Source organism: Kitasatospora sp. NPDC090308 (assembly GCF_044769485.1).
Taxonomy (GTDB): Bacteria; Actinomycetota; Actinomycetes; order Streptomycetales; family Streptomycetaceae; genus Kitasatospora; species Kitasatospora fiedleri.
Genome location: NZ_JBIVXY010000008.1, coordinates 248025 through 263933, shown reverse-complemented (window position 1 = coordinate 263933; position 15909 = coordinate 248025). Strand labels below are relative to the sequence as shown.

General features: G+C 75.9%; 15 protein-coding genes and 3 tRNA genes. 11 read left to right on the top strand and 7 right to left on the bottom strand.

Features of this window, described 5'->3' with window-relative positions:
* Window positions 1-126 precede the first annotated feature (126 nt).
* Window positions 127-498 carry a low affinity iron permease family protein gene (locus tag ACIQVD_RS20745; RefSeq protein WP_100839363.1) on the bottom strand — a complete coding sequence of 124 codons (372 nt, stop codon included), beginning with the start codon at window positions 496-498 and terminating at the stop codon, window positions 127-129.
* A gap of 37 nt (window positions 499-535) precedes the next feature.
* Window positions 536-1549 (bottom strand): SDR family oxidoreductase, encoded by a 1014-nt coding sequence (locus ACIQVD_RS20740; RefSeq protein ID WP_400679440.1) that lies wholly within the window; start codon window positions 1547-1549, stop codon window positions 536-538.
* A gap of 258 nt (window positions 1550-1807) precedes the next feature.
* On the opposite strand from ACIQVD_RS20740, the gene ACIQVD_RS20735 reads away from it, so the two are divergent.
* The 5 genes from ACIQVD_RS20735 to ACIQVD_RS20715 all read left to right on the top strand — a co-directional run bounded on the left by ACIQVD_RS20735 (window position 1808) and on the right by ACIQVD_RS20715 (window position 4907).
* Window positions 1808-1882 (top strand) — tRNA-Val (locus ACIQVD_RS20735).
* Between the two features lie 123 nt (window positions 1883-2005).
* Entirely contained in the window at window positions 2006-3436 is a 1431-nt protein-coding gene (locus ACIQVD_RS20730) for an SDR family oxidoreductase (protein WP_402291008.1), read from the top strand.
* A gap of 25 nt (window positions 3437-3461) precedes the next feature.
* Window positions 3462-3534 (top strand) — tRNA-Trp (locus tag ACIQVD_RS20725).
* 11 nt (window positions 3535-3545) lie between these two features.
* A tRNA-Cys gene (locus tag ACIQVD_RS20720) sits at window positions 3546-3618 on the top strand.
* 98 nt (window positions 3619-3716) lie between these two features.
* Window positions 3717-4907, top strand: a complete 1191-nt coding sequence (locus ACIQVD_RS20715; RefSeq protein WP_402291006.1) for a ribonuclease inhibitor — start codon at window positions 3717-3719, stop codon at window positions 4905-4907.
* A gap of 1 nt (window position 4908) precedes the next feature.
* Here the strand turns inward: ACIQVD_RS20715 and ACIQVD_RS20710 are convergent, their stop codons facing one another.
* Window positions 4909-5670 (bottom strand): SDR family NAD(P)-dependent oxidoreductase, encoded by a 762-nt coding sequence (locus ACIQVD_RS20710; protein WP_111551992.1) that lies wholly within the window; start codon window positions 5668-5670, stop codon window positions 4909-4911.
* 118 nt (window positions 5671-5788) lie between these two features.
* A complete protein-coding gene (locus ACIQVD_RS20705; RefSeq protein WP_400679448.1) occupies window positions 5789-6931 on the bottom strand; it encodes an acyl-CoA dehydrogenase family protein in 1143 nt (380 codons plus the stop codon).
* Between the two features lie 232 nt (window positions 6932-7163).
* Here ACIQVD_RS20705 and ACIQVD_RS20700 point away from each other — a divergent pair, with 232 nt between their 5' ends.
* The gene (locus tag ACIQVD_RS20700) at window positions 7164-7760 is read left to right on the top strand and encodes a TetR/AcrR family transcriptional regulator (protein ID WP_100839357.1); all 597 of its coding nucleotides are present in this window, start codon (window positions 7164-7166) and stop codon (window positions 7758-7760) included.
* Between the two features lie 57 nt (window positions 7761-7817).
* On the opposite strand, the gene ACIQVD_RS20695 is transcribed toward ACIQVD_RS20700, so the two are convergent.
* The gene (locus ACIQVD_RS20695) at window positions 7818-7970 is read right to left on the bottom strand and encodes a hypothetical protein (RefSeq protein WP_400679450.1); all 153 of its coding nucleotides are present in this window, start codon (window positions 7968-7970) and stop codon (window positions 7818-7820) included.
* 237 nt (window positions 7971-8207) lie between these two features.
* On the opposite strand from ACIQVD_RS20695, the gene ACIQVD_RS20690 reads away from it, so the two are divergent.
* Both ACIQVD_RS20690 and ACIQVD_RS20685 read left to right on the top strand, forming a co-directional pair.
* Entirely contained in the window at window positions 8208-8741 is a 534-nt protein-coding gene (locus tag ACIQVD_RS20690; protein WP_402291003.1) for a hypothetical protein, read from the top strand.
* Between the two features lie 71 nt (window positions 8742-8812).
* Entirely contained in the window at window positions 8813-10237 is a 1425-nt protein-coding gene (locus ACIQVD_RS20685) for a hypothetical protein (RefSeq protein WP_402291000.1), read from the top strand.
* A gap of 470 nt (window positions 10238-10707) precedes the next feature.
* Here ACIQVD_RS20685 and ACIQVD_RS20680 read toward each other — a convergent pair whose 3' ends face one another.
* On the bottom strand, window positions 10708-11553 hold the full coding sequence (locus ACIQVD_RS20680; protein WP_400679458.1) for a TetR/AcrR family transcriptional regulator: 846 nt from the start codon (window positions 11551-11553) through the stop codon (window positions 10708-10710).
* A gap of 178 nt (window positions 11554-11731) precedes the next feature.
* On the opposite strand from ACIQVD_RS20680, the gene ACIQVD_RS20675 reads away from it, so the two are divergent.
* Entirely contained in the window at window positions 11732-13174 is a 1443-nt protein-coding gene (locus ACIQVD_RS20675; protein ID WP_402290998.1) for an MFS transporter, read from the top strand.
* An 81-nt stretch (window positions 13175-13255) separates the two neighbouring features.
* Here ACIQVD_RS20675 and ACIQVD_RS20670 read toward each other — a convergent pair whose 3' ends face one another.
* Window positions 13256-14011: a thioesterase II family protein gene (locus ACIQVD_RS20670; protein ID WP_402290995.1), complete on the bottom strand. Its 756-nt coding sequence runs from the start codon at window positions 14009-14011 to the stop codon at window positions 13256-13258.
* Between the two features lie 323 nt (window positions 14012-14334).
* On the opposite strand from ACIQVD_RS20670, the gene ACIQVD_RS20665 reads away from it, so the two are divergent.
* Complete coding sequence (locus ACIQVD_RS20665) at window positions 14335-14856, top strand: SigE family RNA polymerase sigma factor (protein ID WP_100839351.1); 522 nt, start codon at window positions 14335-14337, stop codon at window positions 14854-14856.
* Between the two features lie 67 nt (window positions 14857-14923).
* The gene (locus tag ACIQVD_RS20660) at window positions 14924-15859 is read left to right on the top strand and encodes a hypothetical protein (RefSeq protein ID WP_402290993.1); all 936 of its coding nucleotides are present in this window, start codon (window positions 14924-14926) and stop codon (window positions 15857-15859) included.
* Window positions 15860-15909 lie beyond the last annotated feature (50 nt).

The following is a 15909-nucleotide window of genomic DNA, read 5'->3' as shown; positions in this document are numbered from 1 at the left end:
CGGAGCGGCTGACCAGTGCTCCGGTCAGCCGCTCCGATCAGCCGTTGCCCGGCGCCGTTGCCCGGCGCCGTTGCCCGGCGCCGTTGCCCGGCGCCGTTGCCCGGCGCCGTTGCCCGGTGCCGCTCCTCAGAGCCGCTCCTCCAGGCGGATCGCCTCGCGCAGGTCCCGGTGGGCCCGGTCGCCGCTGCCCGCGTGCTGCTCCAGCAGGGCGGCGGCGATGGCGTCCAGCTTGCGCTGCAGGGCGTGCTCCGCGCGGCGCTCCGCGTTCTTCAGCAGGGCCAGCAGCACCAGCGTCACGGCGGTCATCACGTCCCCCGCCAGGATCTGCCACTCGGTCGACAGGCCCAGCGCGTGCACCACGAAGAAGCCCGCCACCAGCAGCAGGCAGAACACCGAGAACACCGGCGAGCCGGTCAGGTTGGACGCGGACTCGGCCAGCCGCTCGAACCGGCCCCGCCCGCCGTCGGTGCGCTCGGCGGGGTGCGGGAAGACCGTCATGCCGCCCTCCCCGCCCCGGCGCGCGCCGCCGCGCCCGTCACCGCCGCCGCCCGGCGTAGCAGCCGAGGGCCACGGCCGCGGCCGTGGCGGCGCACGCCCCGGCGACGGCGGCCCGGTGGGTGGTGGCCCACAGCTGCGGGCTCCGGCCGCTGGAGCGGCCGGTGAACCGGCCGCGCGCGCCGTGGTCCTCCCGGCCGTCCACGGGCTTCCACAGGTTGCCGGGATCGGTGTCGCGGCGGGGCTGGTCGGTCTGCTGGGAGTCGAGCCCGGTCCGGGCCAGGTAGCGGTCCAGCAGCCCCGGCACCACCGCGTTGGCGACCAGGGTGGCGACCGTGCTGCCGCCCACCCAGTACTCGCGCCGCCCCGGACGGTCCGCCGCGCGGAGGACCGCGCGGGCCGCCACCTCGGGCTGGTAGATCGGCGGGACGGGCTGCGCGCGGTTCGGCAGCCGGGAGAGCACCCAGTCGAACTGCGGGGTGTTCACGGCCGGCATCTGCACCATCGTGGTGCGCACCCCCGAACCGGCGGCCAGCAACTCGCAGCGCAGCGCCTCGTGCCAGCCCTGCAGGGCGTGCTTGGCCCCGCTGTAGGCGCTCTGGTAGGGGATGCCCCGGTAGGCGAGGGCCGAGCCGACGTGCACCAGCGTCCCGCGGTCGCGCGGCAGCATGCGGCGCAGCGCGGCCTGGGTGGCGTACACGTAGCCGAGGTAGCTCACCTCGGTGACCCGGCGGAACTCCTCCGCCGAGATCTCGGTGAAGGGCGCGAAGACGGAGGTGAACGCGTCGTTCACCCACACGTCGATCGGCCCGAGTTCGCGCTCGACGTGCTCGGCGGCGGCCTCGACGGCCCGCGGATCGCTGACGTCGGCCTCGATCACGAGGGCGGTCGTGCCCGCCTTCCGGGCCTCGGCGGCGGCTGCCTCCAGCCCCGCGCGGCCACGGGCGATCAGGGCGAGGCGGTCGCCGCGCCCGGCGAACGCCTCGACGCACGCCCGTCCGATTCCTGCGCTGGCACCGGTGATCACCACGATGCGTGAAGTGGGTGCGGTCATGCCCTGTGGTGTGTCCGGTAGTTCGCCCGGCAAACCGCCCGGGCCGGGAGCCGCCGCCCGCGCCGCCGCTCCGGCCGCCCGTGCCGCCGCTCCGGCCGACCGCGACCGTGACCGTGACGGCCACCGCGACGGCGACGGCGACGGCCACCGCGACGGCGACGGCGACGGCCACCGCGACGGCGACCGCCACCGCGACGGCCGGGCCGCGCAAAAGGGTTTCCGCACGTCCCGGGCGTGCCGCTAGCATCGCTGTCACCTCCCGGGCGTGCGCGCAGAGGCAGTCGCACCGCTACGACATGGCGGACCACGCCGGTTCGAATCCGGCCCCCGGGAGGCCCGAGGGCCCCGTGGCGCAGCGGCGGACGCGCCGCACCGCCCGTGCGGAGCACGCCGGTCCGCCCTCCGCTCGGGCCCGCCGTCCGCCGCCCCGCCGCACCCCCTCCGGAGGACCGTCCGATGAGCACGACCCCGCCCCGCCCCGGGGAGGAGCCGGACGAGGCCGAACTCGCCGCCTTCGAGCGGACGCTGGGCCGCCTGTGGCTGCTGCCCGCCGACCACCCGGTGCGGCTGCGGGCCGAACGCGGCGCCGAGTCCTTCGTCCGGGACGGCCGGCACACCCGCCGCCGGGCCCGCCGCACCGAGACCGCCCGGGCCGACGCCGACCTGGTCGGCGCCACCGCCACCGGCGGCACCGCCCGCCGGGAGGACGCCCCGCTGCCCACCGCCGCCGGGCACACCCCGATCGGCGACCTCGCCCGCCCGCAGCGCTGCTACGTCTGCAAGCAGCCCTACCGGCAGGTCGACGGCTTCTACCACCGGCTGTGCCCCGCCTGCGCCGCCGACCACACCGCCCGCCGCGCGCTCAGCACCGACCTGACCGGCCGACGGGTGCTGCTCACCGGCGGACGCGTCAAGATCGGCTTCCAGCTGGCCCTGATGATGCTCCGCGACGGCGCCGAACTCGTCGTCACCAGCCGTTTCCCGCACGACACCCTGCGCCGCTTCCGGGCCGCCGAGGGCAGCGACCGCTGGCTGGACCGGCTGCGGATCGTCGGCATCGACCTGCGCGACCCGCGCCAGGTGCTCGGCCTGTGCGAGCACCTGCGCGCCGAGGGGCGGCCGTTGGACATCCTGGTGAACAACGCGGCGCAGACCCTGCGCCGCCCGCCCGAGTCGTACGCCCTGCTGGCGGCCGGCGAGACCGGTGAGACCCGTGAGCTCGGCGAGGCCGGTGCGACCGGCGCGGTCCCGGCCCGGGTCGGGTACGCGCCCGGGTTCCGCCCGATGCCCGCGCTCACCGCCGCCTGGCCCGCCGCCGAACTCGCCGCCGACGAGACCGCGTTGGCGGCGAGCCGGGTCGACGCCGGGGCGGTGGACGAGGCCGGGCTGCTGCCCGACACCGCGCCGCGCAACTCCTGGTCGGCCACCCTCGGCGGGCTCGACCCGGCGGAGGTGCTGGAGACCCAGCTGGTCAACGCGCTCGCCCCGGCGCTGCTCTGCGACCGGCTGCTGCCGCTGCTGGAAGCCTCCCCGCACCCGTCCCGCTACATCGTCAACGTGACGGCGGTGGAGGGCCGGTTCGCGGTCCGCAACAAGACGGCCGGCCACCCGCACACCAACATGGCCAAGGCCGCCCTCAACATGCTCACCCGCACCAGCGCCGCCGAACTCGCCGAGCGCGGCGTCCACATGTGCGCCGTCGACACCGGCTGGATCACCGACGAGAACCCGGCGCCCAAGAAGTCCCGCCTGGCCGGTGCGGGCTTCCGCACCCCGCTGGACGTCGTGGACGGCGCGGCCCGGGTGTACGACCCGATCGTGCGCGGCGAGGCGGGGGAGCCGTTCGTGGGCGTCTTCCTGAAGGATTACCGGGTGGCGGAGTGGTGAGCGCGGCCCCTAGGATCACCGCGACGGGGCCGTAGCACAGCGGTCGATGCGCCGGTCTCCAGAACCGGAGGACGTCGGTTCGAATCCGACCGACCCCGTCACCCGGAGCGGGGCCGTAGCACAGCGGCAGATGCGTCGGCCTGCACAGCCGAAGGACGCCGGTTCGAATCCGGCCGGTCCCACACCCGGAGAAGCCCGACGGGGAATCCCGAGGGGGAGTCCGAGGGGAAGCCCGGCGGAGCGGCCCGACGAGGGCGACGCGGAGCGGCAAGGAGCGGGAATGGCCCAGGAGTTCGCCGGAGTCCCGTCGGTGGCGCCCCGCCCGGTGGCCGAACTCGCCCCGCTGCTGGCCTGGTTGCGCAGCGGCAGCGGCACCGACCGGCGGATCGACTTCCCGGCCGGCACCGCCCTCCCGGACGGACGGCTCGACCTGTGCAAGCAGCAACTCGGCCCGCAGGGCGCCCGGTTGGTCGCCGACGCACTCGCCGGATCGGCCCGCAGCGAGGAGGACGGCGAGGCCCCCGTCCGGCACCTGCTGCTCGGCACCGACGGCCTCGGCGACGACGGCGCGGTCGCGTTCGCCGCCCGGGCCGCCGAAACCCCCGTCCGTACGCTCTACCTGGGCTGCAACGGCATCACCGCCGCCGGCGCCTGCCGGATCGCCGACCGGCTGCGCGCCTCGCCGCAGACCGTCCGCGCGCTCTGGCTCAAGCGCAACCCGCTCGGCATCCGCGCCGGGCAGGCCGCCGCCGAACTGATCGCCGCCGTCGAGCGGTTGCGCACCCTCGACCTGGTGCAGACCGGCCTGGACGCCACCGGGCTGGCCGTCCTCGCCGACGCCCTGCTCACCGGCGGGCGCCGCTTCGAGCGGCTCTACGTCGGCGGCAACCCGCTCGGCCCGGCCGGGGCCGAACCGCTCGCCCGGCTGATCGCCGCCGGAGCCGCCGACGAGCTGTACGCCTCCGCCGCCGGCCTCGGCGACGTCGGAGCGCGCACCCTGGCCGCCGCGCTGCGCACCGCCCCGCACGGACGGCTGCGCCGCCTCTCGCTGGCCAGTTCGGGCCTCGGACCGGACGCGGCGGCCGAGTTGACGGCCGCGTCGGCCGCCGCCGGGGTGGAGCTGCTGGACCTCGGGCGGGTCCCGGCGGCCCACGTGCTGGGGGCCGTCGACAACCGGCTCGACCAGGCCGCCGCCGACCGGATCGGGGCCGCGCTGGCCGCCGCCCCGCACCGCCTCGACCACCTGGTGCTCACCCACACCGGCGTCCGCAGCCGGGAGGCCCACCGGCTGCTCGACCACGCGGTCGGTGCCGCCACCCCCACCCGCTACCTGCTGGGCAAGGGCGTCGCGGGCAGCGTCCGGCACCGCCTGAACGCGCTCAGCGCGGCCGTCCCGCCGCCCGTCCCGGCCCCGGACGTGGCCGCGGTGCAGAGCGTGCACCGCACCGCGGCCACGCCCGCGGAGCGGTGACTCAGCGGGCGGCCATCCGCAGCGCGCCGTCCATCCGGATGGTCTCGCCGTTCAGGTAGTCGTGCTCGGCGATCATCGCGACCAGGCGGGCGTACTCCTCGGGGCGGGCCAGCCGCTGCGGGAAGGTGACGGTGGCGGCGAGGCCGGAGCGCACCTCCTCGGAGAAGCCCGCCATCATCGGGGTGTCGACGATGCCGGGGGCGATGGTGACCACCCGGATGCCGTACTGTGCCAGGTCGCGGGCCGCGGTGATGGTCATCCCGGCCACGCCCGCCTTGGACGCGGCGTAGGCGATCTGCCCGACCTGGCCCTCGAAGGCGGCGATCGACGCGGTGTTGACCACCAGTCCGCGCTGCCCGGCCCCGTCCGGCTCCTGGGCGGACATCGCCTCCGCGGCCAGCCGCATCACGTTGAAGGTGCCGACCAGGTTGACGTTCAGCACGCCGCGGAACAGGTCCAGGTCGTGCGGGCCGCGGCGGCCGACCACCCGCGCGGACGGGGCGATGCCCGCGCAGCTGACGGCCAGCCGCAGCGGGCGGCCGTCGGCGGCGATCCGCGCCAGCGCGTCGCGCACCGGCTGCTCCTCGGTGACGTCCGCGCCGAGCAGGGTGACGCCCGCGGGCTGCGCGGGGGCGGACTCCACCGCCTTGGGCAGGTCAAGGCCGTAGACGGTGGCGCCGAGCGAGGCCAGGTGGGCGGCGGTGGCCGCGCCGAGACCGGAGGCGGCGCCGGTGACCAGGGCGGCGGTGCCGGAGAGCTGCATGGTGGAACGTCCTTTCGGGGCGGGGTTTTCGGCGTCGGCCGAGGGCGGGTGGACGTCGGGGGATGGGCGTCGGGGGATGGGCGTCGGCGGGTGGGCGTCGGCGGACGCCGGTCCGGCGTCAGCGGGTGGCGAGGTGGCGGCTGATCACCAGGCGCTGGATCTGGTTGGTGCCCTCGAAGATCTGCATGATCTTCGCCTCGCGCATGTACCGCTCGACCGGGAAGTCCCGGGTGTAGCCGTAGCCGCCGAACACCTGCACCGCGTCCGTGGTGACCTTCATCGCGGCGTCGGTGGCGACCAGCTTGGCCACGCTGGCCTGCCGGCTGAACGGGCGGCCCAGGTCGCGGCGGCGGGCCGCGTCCAGGTAGGTGGCGCGGGCGGAGTCGACGGCGGCGGCCATGTCGGCGAGCAGGAAGCCCAGGCCCTGGTGGTCGACGATCCGGCGGCCGAAGGTGGTGCGCTCGTTGGCGTACGCGACGGCGTGGTCCAGCGCGGCCTGGGCCAGGCCGGTGGCGCAGGCCGCGATGCCGAGCCGGCCCGAGTCGAGGGCGGAGAACGCGATCGGCAGGCCCTGGCCCTCCGCGCCGATCAGCCGGTCGCGCTCCAGCAGCGCGCCGTCCCAGTACGCGGCGGTGGTCGGCACCGCGTTCAGGCCCATCTTCTCCTCCGGCGGGCCGAAGGTCAGGCCCTCGACCTGCCCGGGCGCCAGGAAGCAGGACACCCCGTGCGGGCCGGGCGCGGTGCGGGCGAACAGGGCGTAGAAGTCGGCCTTGCCGCCGTGGGTGATCCACGCCTTGGTGCCGGTGATCCGGTACCCCTTCTCCACCGGCTCGGCCTTGCAGCTCAGCGCCCCCGCGTCCGAGCCCGCGTGCGGCTCGGAGAGGCTGTAGCCGCCGACCAGCTCGCCCGCGAGCATCCGGGGCAGCCAGCGCTCCTGCTGCTCGGGCGTGCCGTACGCGGTCAGCGGGTGGCAGGCCAGGGTGTGCACGCTGGTGGCCACCGCGACGGCCGCCCAGCGGGACGCCAGCTCCTCCAGCACCTGGAGGTACACCTCGTAGGGCTGGCCGCCGCCGCCGAACTCCTCCGGGTAGGGCAGGCCCAGCAGCCCGGCCTGCCCGAGCAGCGCGAACAGGCCCTCCGGGTAGCGCTCCTCCTTCTCGTGGGAGGCGACCTTGGTCGCGAGTTCCCTGTCGGCGAGATCGCGGGTCAGCGCGATCAGGTCCGCGGCTTCCTCGGTGGGCAGCAAGCGATCCACGGCCATGTTCCGGCTCCAAGCGGTACGCAAAGCGGTACGTCAGTACCGCTCAGCGTAGCGCAGGGTGCCCCGACCCGGGCAGGCCGCCGCCGCCGGGGACCGGAGCGGCCCGCGACGGCCCGCCAAGGTCCGCCCGCGACGGCCGGGCGGAGCAGCCGCCCGGAGCGGCAGGACCGCCCGGCCCCGCCCGGACCGGGTGAGGTGCCGACCCCCGGTGACCGGCTGCCATACTGGCCGGGTGATCGACAGCGCAGCCGCAGCCCGGCCCACCGGACGGGGCGCCGCCCGCCGCAGTGAGCTCTTCGAGGAACTGGTGGCGCTGTTCGTGGCCGAGGGCTTCGCCCGGTTCACCCTGGACGACCTGGCCGCCCGCCTGCACTGCTCCAAGCGCACGCTGTACGGGCTGGCCGGCTCCAAGGAACAGCTGGTGCGCGCCGCCGTGGTGCACTTCTTCCGCGAGGCCACCGCCCGGGTCGGCGCGGCCCTGGCCGCCGAGACCGACCCGGCCGCCCGGCTGGCCGCCTACCTGCGCGCCGTCTCCGCCGAACTCGCCCCCGGCTCGGCCCGCTTCTTCGACGACCTGGCCGCCTTCGAACCGGCCGCCGAGGTCTACGGCCGCAACACCCGGGCCGCCGCCCGCCAGATCCAGCAGCTGATCGAGGACGGCGTCGCGGCCGGCGCCTTCCGCGAGACCCACGTGGCCTTCGCCGCGGACGTGATCAGCTCGGTCATGGTGCGCATCCAGCAGCGCCAGGTCGCCGAGGCCACCGGCCTGGCCGACGCCGAGGCGTACGGGCACCTGGCCGAACTCCTGCTGCACGGCCTGCTGCGCTGAACCCCGCCCCTCCCGGCAGCGCCGCTCCTCCCCGGGCCGTCGCCCCTCCCGGCGGCGTCAGCCCTCCCGGTCGACGGGGGAGCCGGCCCGCTCCGCCGCCGCGGGGTCGCAGAGCGGGCAGCGGCCGTTCTCGCGGACCTTGCCGCACTCCTCGCAGACCAGGTGCAGGAAGCAGGCGGGCTCGCCGCCCGCGGGCTCGGTGGGTTCCATGCCCCCAGTGTGCCGCGCGGGCCGGTCGGCCCGGTCCGGGTCCAACTTCGCCTCCATGTCCGCCTCCAAGTCCGCCTACAGATAAGCCTTTCGGATAGTCCGACCTTTGTCCGCCGCGCGGGTTCTCGCGCTCCGGCGGCGGTGCGTCGGACCGCCACCGCCCGCTGGCACGGTCGATCCTTCCGGGAGTTGACGAGGTCGACGAAGTCGACGACGAGAGCGGGAGGTGGCTGGACGGTGAGCATCGGTCGGCGCGGTTGGTGGCGGCTCGGCATCGCGGCCGCGTTGTGCATGACCGGGACCGCCACGGCGGCGGTGGCGTCCGGGGTGACGCCGCAGCAAGGCCGCGCGGCGGTGAGCGCGGACGAACAGCGGGCCCCCGACAGCGAGGACGGCCTCCAGGTGGTGAACGTCTCGGTGGACCGCACCCGGGTGCGCGGCCTCACCGTGGTGCGCGCCCTGGTGGCCAACCTCGGCCCGAACCCGGTCACCGACCGGTTCACCACCACGGTGCGCCTGCCCAAGGGCGTCACGGTGGAGGGCAGGGTCTTCCCGGACGACTGCCGACCGGACGACCGGGGACGGGAGTTGACCTGCCGGTTCCGCAAGGGCCTGGGGCTGCGCCGCAGCGCCACGGTGCTCGTCCCGCTGCGGGTCGCGGACTACGTGCGCTCCGGCGAGCGGCTCTCCGGCGGCGTGGTCTCCCTCCAGGACCCGGACCATCCGGACCGGCCCGTCCCGAGCCGGGCGTTCACCATCGACGTCCAGTAGCCCCGACCGCCACCGGGCCCGCGCGGCCCCCCACTCGTTCCCCGACGACCCCGTCCGCCGATCGGAGCTCCGTGTCCCTGCCCCGCCGCGTAGCACTGCTGTCGCTGCTGCTCGTCGTCCCGCTGCTGCCCGCCGCCCCGGCCTCCGCCGCCCCGCGGATCCAGCAGCGCAGTCTCGCCCCCGCCAGCGCCCTGCCCGACACGCCGGTCGCGGCGACGCTCTCGGTCGGCTCGCTCTCCTCCTGCGTCACCGTGGACGAACTCGGTGTCGGCGTCCGGGACGCCGACCAGCAGAACCTCGACTTCCCAGGCTCCACCGGCCGAACCCGGATCTGCCCCGGCGGCTACACCCTGACCACCGCCGGCCGCAGCTTCCCGGCCGGGACGTACACCGAGTTCGGCTTCTACCGGATCGGCTCGACGTACTACGACCTGCCCAGCCAGACCCTGACCGTCGCCGCGCCCACCGTCCGCCAGGTCGCCCTGGTGCCCGCCCGGGCCGCCGCCGACACCCCCGTCACCGCCACCCTGGCCCTCAACTCCACCGCCTGCCTGACGGCCGACGAGGTCGGCGTCGGCGTCCGGGACGCCGACCAGCAGAACCTGGACTTCCCCGGCACCGCCACCAACGTGCGGATCTGCCCGCAGGGCTACACGCTGACCACCGCCGCCCGCAGCTTCCCGGCCGGGACGTACACCGAGTTCGGCTTCTACCGGATCGGGGACGAGTACCACAACCTGCCCAGCCGGACGTTCACCGTCACCGGCTCGGTGACCCCGCCCAACCCGCCGACGCCGCCGTTCCCCGCCGGGCAACTGGTGTTCGACGAGGAGTTCAGCAGCCCGCCGCGCACCGGCACCACCTGGAACGACACCAGCACCAGCGCCTACCGGTACGGCAACCACAACCCGGACGACGACAAGCTGGACTGGCTCCAGACCGGCGCGCTGAGCAACAGGAGCGGGGCGAACGCCTTCACCGCCACCCCCGGCACCAACCTGCTGGAGAACGGCGACCGGTCCTGGGACACCGGCCTGCTCACCACCGAGGGCACCCAGCAGGGCTTCCAGGTCCGACCCGGCGACTACGCGGAGGTCCGGATCCAACTGCCCAGCGGCAACGGCGCCTGGCCGGCGCTGTGGACCTGGAAGGACGGCGGCAACGAGATCGACTCCTTCGAGTACCACCCGGACAACCCCAACCTGCTGGAGCTCTCCAACCGGATCAACAACGCCGGCACCTACTACACCGACGCCGACGCGATCCGCCCCGGCGCCTGGGTCAGCATCGGCGTCCACTACGGGGCCTCCAACAACGACTGGTACGTCAACAACAAGCTGGTGTTCTCCGACCACACCGGCACCGGCCCGAACTGGAGCGCCTACCTGATCCTCAACCTGTCGATCTGCGCGGGCTCCTGGCACCCCGCGCCGTCCGACACCAACGCGATCTCCACCGCCGCCGACTACCTGCGGGTCTGGCGGCCCCGCGCCTGACGACCCGACAGCTCCCGCGGGGCGGCACCGGCTCTCCGGCCGGTGCCGCCCCGTCGTGCTGACAGCCCGGATTGCCGGGGGCGGGGTGGGGTCGGTCTCCTGGCACAGCTAGCGCTTGCGGGCGGCTTGGCGGGTGACGCCGAGCGGCCGTCCGGCACCGGCACGGTCTCCGCCGCCGCCGGCTACCTGCGGGTGTGGCGGCCCCGGGTCCGGCGGTGCGGCAGCCCTCGTGGGGTGGTGTCGGCCCTCGGGCCGGGGCCGCCCTGTCGTGCTGACAGCCTGGGTCGTCGGGGGCGGGGTGGGGTCGGTCTCCTCGCGCGGCCAGCGCTTGCGGGCGGTTTGGCGGGTGACGCCGAGCGGCCGTCCGGTACCGGCACGGTCTCCGCCGCCGCCGACTACCTGCGGGTGCGGCGCCCTGCCGTGCTGACAACCCGGGTTGTCGGGGGCGGGGGTGGTGGATGAGCGACAACTCAGGTTGTCGCCGGGGTGGGGTCGGTCTCCTCGCGCGGCCAGCGCTTGCGGGCGGCCTGGCGGGTGACGCCGAGCAGCCGGCCGACCTCGCCGAACGAGGCCCCGGCGGCGAGCGCCTCGCGGGCCAGCCGGTCCACCCGCTCGGTGGCGGACCGGCGTTCGGCCTCGGCGGCGGCCAGCGCCCGCAGCGGAGCGGGGTCGCTCGGGGCGGCGGGGTCGGTACCGTCGGTGGAGTCGTCCGGGGCGTCGGGCGGCGTGCCGGGGGAGTCGAGCAGCGGGCGCAGGCAGGGACCGAGCAGGGTGGTGAGCCGTTCGGCGGGGGCGGCTTCGACCTCGGGGACGCGCAGCAGGTAGCGGGAGACCAGCAGACCGAGCACGACGCTGCCGGTCAGGGCGGCGCGCAGCTCCGCGTCCCGGCCGGTGAGCGCCCCGGCGACCGGGCTGTTGCCGGGGTCGGCGACCGCGCAGCGGACCGCCTCGGCGGCCTGCGGGTGCGTCAGCATCGAGCGCAGCACCGGCATGCTGCGGTCGGGGCGGCCGTCGAGGTCGGCCAGGACGTGTGCCAGCAGGCGTTCGCCGAGCCGGTCCGGCGGTCCGGCGAGCGCCGCGTCGAGGGAGGGCGCGCCGCCGCCGAAGGGCAGGTCGGCCTCGGTGGCGGCGTCGAACAGGCCCTCCTTGGAGCCGAAGTACTTCATCACCAGCGCCGGGTCGACGCCGGCCCGGTGCGCCACGGCGCGCACCGTGGTCTGCTCGTAGCCGAGTTCGGAGAACAGTGCGCGGGCCGCGGCCAGGATGCCCTGCCGGCTGCGGGCGCGCCGGTCGCCGGGCTGCTCGGGTGCTGTCACGTCGCCTCCTGCCCTGGGGTCGGCCGTCGCCGGGGATGCCAGGCCGGCCGTTGCCGACGGTTGCTGTTCAACGCTCGTTGACCGATGCTCCGGGCGTCCCTACCATGAAGCAGTCTACAAGCGTCGACCGCGGTGGAACCCTCGGCGCTGCCCCCGTCCCGTGCTCCAGGAGCCCGCCATGACGACCCGTGACCAGCAGTCCTCCGTAGTCGAACCGCTGTCGCCGGTCCGGGAGGACCGGCCGCGCCGGGCCGGGGCGCTCGCCCTGACGGCCGTCGTCGCCTGCCAGCTGATGGTCGCCGTCGACGGCAACATCGTGAACATCGCGCTGCCCCGGATCCGCTCCGGCCTGGACTTCTCCCCGGGCGGCCTGGCCTGGGTGTTCAGCGCCTACTCGCTGGCCTTCGGCGGCCTGCTGCTGCTCGGCGGACGCACCAGCGACCTGCTCGGCCGCCGCCGGACGCTGACCTGGGGACTGCTCGCGGTGGTGGCGGCCTCGCTGCTCGGCGGCCTGGCCCCGAACGCGGGCACGCTGATCGCCGCCCGCGCGCTCCAGGGCGCGGGCTTCGCGTTCGCCGCGCCCGCCGCGCTCTCGCTGCTCGCCGTGACCTTCGCCGAGGGCCCCGAACGCCACCGCGCGCTGGGCGTGTTCTCCACCGTGGCCGGGCTCGGCATCACCCTGGGCCTGATCCTCGGCGGCCTGCTCACCGCACTGTCCTGGCGGCTGGTGTTCTTCGTCAACGTGCCCATCGGCCTGGCCGCCGTCCTGCTGGCACTCCGCCACCTCCCGGAGACCCCGCGGCACCCGGGCCGCCCGGACGTCCTGGGCGCGCTGACCTCCACCGCGGGCACCGGCGCCGTGGTCTACGGCCTGATCCACGCCTCCGCGGCGGGCTGGGGCTCCACCGCCACCGTCACCGCCCTGCTGCTCGGCGCGGCCCTGCTCGCCGCCTTCCTGCTCGGCCAGGCCCGGGCCGCCCGCCCGCTGGTCCCGCTCACCCTGTTCGCCCGGCGCGACCGCTCCGGCGCCTACGCGGTCTTCCTGCTGCTGTTCGCCGCGATGGGCGGCACGTACTTCCTGCTCTCGCTGTACGTCCAGGACGGGCTGGGCCTGTCCCCGCTGACCGCCGGACCGGCCTTCCTGCCGCTGGCGCTCGCCCAGTTCGCCGCCGCCCGCAGCGCGCCGGGGCTGATCCCCCGCCACGGCGCCCGGCCGCTGATCGCCACCGGTGCCGCGCTGCTGCTCGCCGACAGCCTGTGGCTGGCCACCACCGGCCCGCACACCGGTTACTGGGGCGGCCTGTTCGGACCGCTGCTGCTGCTCGGCGCGGGCCTCGGCCTCGCCTTCGTCCCGCTCAACACGACGATCCTGGCCGGTCTCGCCCCCGCGGAGACCGGCGCCGCCTCCGGGCTGCTCCAGGCCGTCCAGCAACTCGGCCTCTCGCTGGGCGTCGCCGTCCTGGCCACCGTCCACGGCCGCGCCGTGCACGGCGCCGCGCACCCCGCCCGGGCCGACCTCGCCCACGGCCTGGCCACCGCGGTGACGGCCGCCGCCGCGTTCAGCGGACTGGCCGTCCTGATCGGCCTGTTCGTCATCACCCGTAGCCAGAAGGGGAACTGACGGTACGCCGGCCACCGGTCCGCCCGTCCGGCCACCGGTCCGCCGCGCGGAGAACCCGGCGGCCGGGCGGCCGGACGTCCGTCAGACCGCCCCGCCGGTGGCCAGGCGGTCGGCGATCAGGGTGGTGACGGCCTGCTGGTGCTCGGCCAGGAAGAAGTGCCCGCCCGGGTAGGTGCGCACCTCCACCGGCCCGGTGGTGTGCACGGCCCAGGCCACCGCCTCGTCCGGGGTGACCTGCTCGTCCGACTCGCCGGTGAGCACCGTCACCGGGCACTCCAGCGGCGGACCGGGCCGGTACCGGTAGGTCTCCACCGCCCGGTAGTCGGCGCGCAGCGGCGGCAGGAACAGCTCGACCAGCTCCGGGTCCTCCAGCGCGGCGGTCGCCGTCCCGCCCAGGGCGGCGAGGTGGGAGAGCAGTTCGGCGTCGGAGGCGTCGCGCAGCTCCGGGTCGGCCCGCAGGCAGTGCGGCGCGCGGCGCCCGGAGACCACCAGCAGCCGCGGCCCCCGCCCGGTGGCCGCGACCAGCCGCCGGGCCGTCTCGTGGGCGAGCATCGCGCCCATGCTGTGCCCGAACAGCGCGGGCGGCTCGGGCAGCCAGGACGGCAACAGCACCTCGGCGATCCGGTCGGCGAGCTCGTGCAGGTCCTCCAGCGGCTTCTCGTTCCACCGGTCCTGCCGACCCGGGTACTGCACGGCCGTCACCGCGGCCCGGTCCCGCAGCGCCGCGGACAGCGGGTGCCAGTAGCTGGCCGTCCCGCCGGCGTGCGGGAAGCACACCAGCCGGGGCGCCCCGGCCGGGCCGGGGTGGTAGCGGCGCAGCCAGTCGTCCGCGCTCATGCGGTGGGGTTCCCTTCGTCGTGATCGGCAGGTCGCTCCCATGGTGCACCACCCCGGACCGCGCCCGGGACCGAACGCCTGCGCCCGGCAATGGACTTGGCCGCCCCCGGACCGCCCCTCACGCCGCCCCGGCCCGTCCCTCACGCCGCTCCGGCCCGCCCCCGGCGCCCTCGGCCCGGCCGACCGCCGCGACCGGCCCCGGCACCCCGCCGCGCCCTTCCCGATCATCGTTATGCAGTCTTGACCTTCGAGGCGCGACGGGCCGCCCCGCCCGAGGCGTGTCTCCAGGACGTCGACGGAACACTTTCCAACCGGGGGACCACATGACCGAGGGGCTCGACTTCGACGAGTTCGCGGCCGGCCGGGCACGCCGCCTGTTCCACCTGGCGTACCTGATGTGCGGGGACTGGCACCAGGCGCAGGACCTGGTGCAGACCGCGCTGTCCAAGCTCTACCCGGTCTGGGGACGGTTGCAGCGCGGCGACGGCGCGGCCGGCGGCATCGACGCCTACGCCCGCAAGGTGCTGCTGCGCTGCTACCTCTCCCACCGGCGGCTGCGCCGCTCCAGCGAACTCGCGGTCGACGAGTTCCCCGAGGAGCCGTCGATCGGCGCCCGGGAGGGCAGCTCGGCCGCCCTGCGGATCACCCTGGTCGCCGCGCTGCGCCAACTGCCGCCCCGCAACCGGGCCGTCGTGGTGCTCCGCTACCTGGAGGACTACAGCCTGGAGGAGACCGCCGAGGCCATGGGCATCACCGTCAGCGCGGTCAAGAGCCTCAACTCCCGCTCGATGGCCCGCCTGCGCACCATCCTGGGCCCCGACCGCGCCCTGCTGCTCCAGGACTGACCCCCGCCGCACCCCCGCCGCACCCGCCCGCCCCCGCTCGCCCGCCCGTCACGGAAGGCATCGGACCTTGGACCCGGACCGCGCTCTCGATCCCGACCCCGACCTGGAGCCAGACCTAGACCTGGAGCTCTCCGCCCTGATGGGGACGAGCGTCCGGGACATCAGCGTGCCCGTCGCGGTGATCGTCGCCGAGAGCGGCCGCCTCGGCCGCCGTCGGAAGGCGGCCCGGCGGCTGCGGACCGCCGGGGCGGCGCTGGCCGTCGCCGCCGTCGCCTTCGCGGGCGCGAACGCCGGGCTCCCGCTGCTCGGCACCGCCCCGACCGTCCGGGTCGGCACCGCCCCGGCCCGGCAGCCGGAACCGGACCCGAGCGCCCACGCCGCCTCCGCCGGGGAACGCTGGCGGCCGCTCCCGCTGCCCGCCGTCTCCCCGATCGAGGGCGGCTCCGACCGGCCGGTCACCGCGGACCAAGCCGTCCTGGCCTTCGACTCGTACGGGGTGCTCCAGGAGCTGCGGACGGCGATGCCCGTCCACCGGAACGACCTCAGCCCGGGCACCCCGTTCAAGGCCGACCGCCAGGGCGGCTCCACCGTCCACCTGACCTACACCGACGCCGCCGGACCGGCCGCCCTGGAACTGACCCTGCGCCGCACCGAACTGCCCTTCCCCGCCGACGGCGCCGCCCCCGCCGACGACCAGCTCCCGTTCCGCTGCGGCCACGACAGCGGCACCTCCGGCGACGACGAGGGCACCTGCTTCTCCGGCTACCGCCCCGACGGCAGCTGGGAACTGGTCACCGCGAACGACGCGCAGGTCCCCGGCCTGTTCGGCTACCGGGTGGCGATCTGGCGCCCGGACGGCACCGTCCTCGACTTCACCGAGTACGCCGGCACCGTCACCCCCGAGGGCGAACCCGTCCACCCCGGTCGCGCCCGTCCCCCGTTCACGCTCACCGCCTGGCGCTCCCTCGCCGAGAGCCCGCTCTGGACGTACTACATCTCCTGACCGCCCGTCCGCCCCCGGTCCGACTTGGCCCGACCGCCGGTCAGCGCCCC

Coding starts and splice junctions, on each gene's coding strand:
- ACIQVD_RS20745 (WP_100839363.1), bottom strand. CDS start 498: ATGACGGTCTTCCCGCACCCCGCCGAGCGCACCGACGGCGGGCGGGGC.
- ACIQVD_RS20740 (WP_400679440.1), bottom strand. CDS start 1,549: ATGACCGCACCCACTTCACGCATCGTGGTGATCACCGGTGCCAGCGCA.
- ACIQVD_RS20730 (WP_402291008.1), top strand. CDS start 2,006: ATGAGCACGACCCCGCCCCGCCCCGGGGAGGAGCCGGACGAGGCCGAA.
- ACIQVD_RS20715 (WP_402291006.1), top strand. CDS start 3,717: ATGGCCCAGGAGTTCGCCGGAGTCCCGTCGGTGGCGCCCCGCCCGGTG.
- ACIQVD_RS20710 (WP_111551992.1), bottom strand. CDS start 5,670: ATGCAGCTCTCCGGCACCGCCGCCCTGGTCACCGGCGCCGCCTCCGGT.
- ACIQVD_RS20705 (WP_400679448.1), bottom strand. CDS start 6,931: ATGGCCGTGGATCGCTTGCTGCCCACCGAGGAAGCCGCGGACCTGATC.
- ACIQVD_RS20695 (WP_400679450.1), bottom strand. CDS start 7,970: ATGGAACCCACCGAGCCCGCGGGCGGCGAGCCCGCCTGCTTCCTGCAC.
- ACIQVD_RS20675 (WP_402290998.1), top strand. CDS start 11,732: ATGACGACCCGTGACCAGCAGTCCTCCGTAGTCGAACCGCTGTCGCCG.
- ACIQVD_RS20670 (WP_402290995.1), bottom strand. CDS start 14,011: ATGAGCGCGGACGACTGGCTGCGCCGCTACCACCCCGGCCCGGCCGGG.
- ACIQVD_RS20665 (WP_100839351.1), top strand. CDS start 14,335: ATGACCGAGGGGCTCGACTTCGACGAGTTCGCGGCCGGCCGGGCACGC.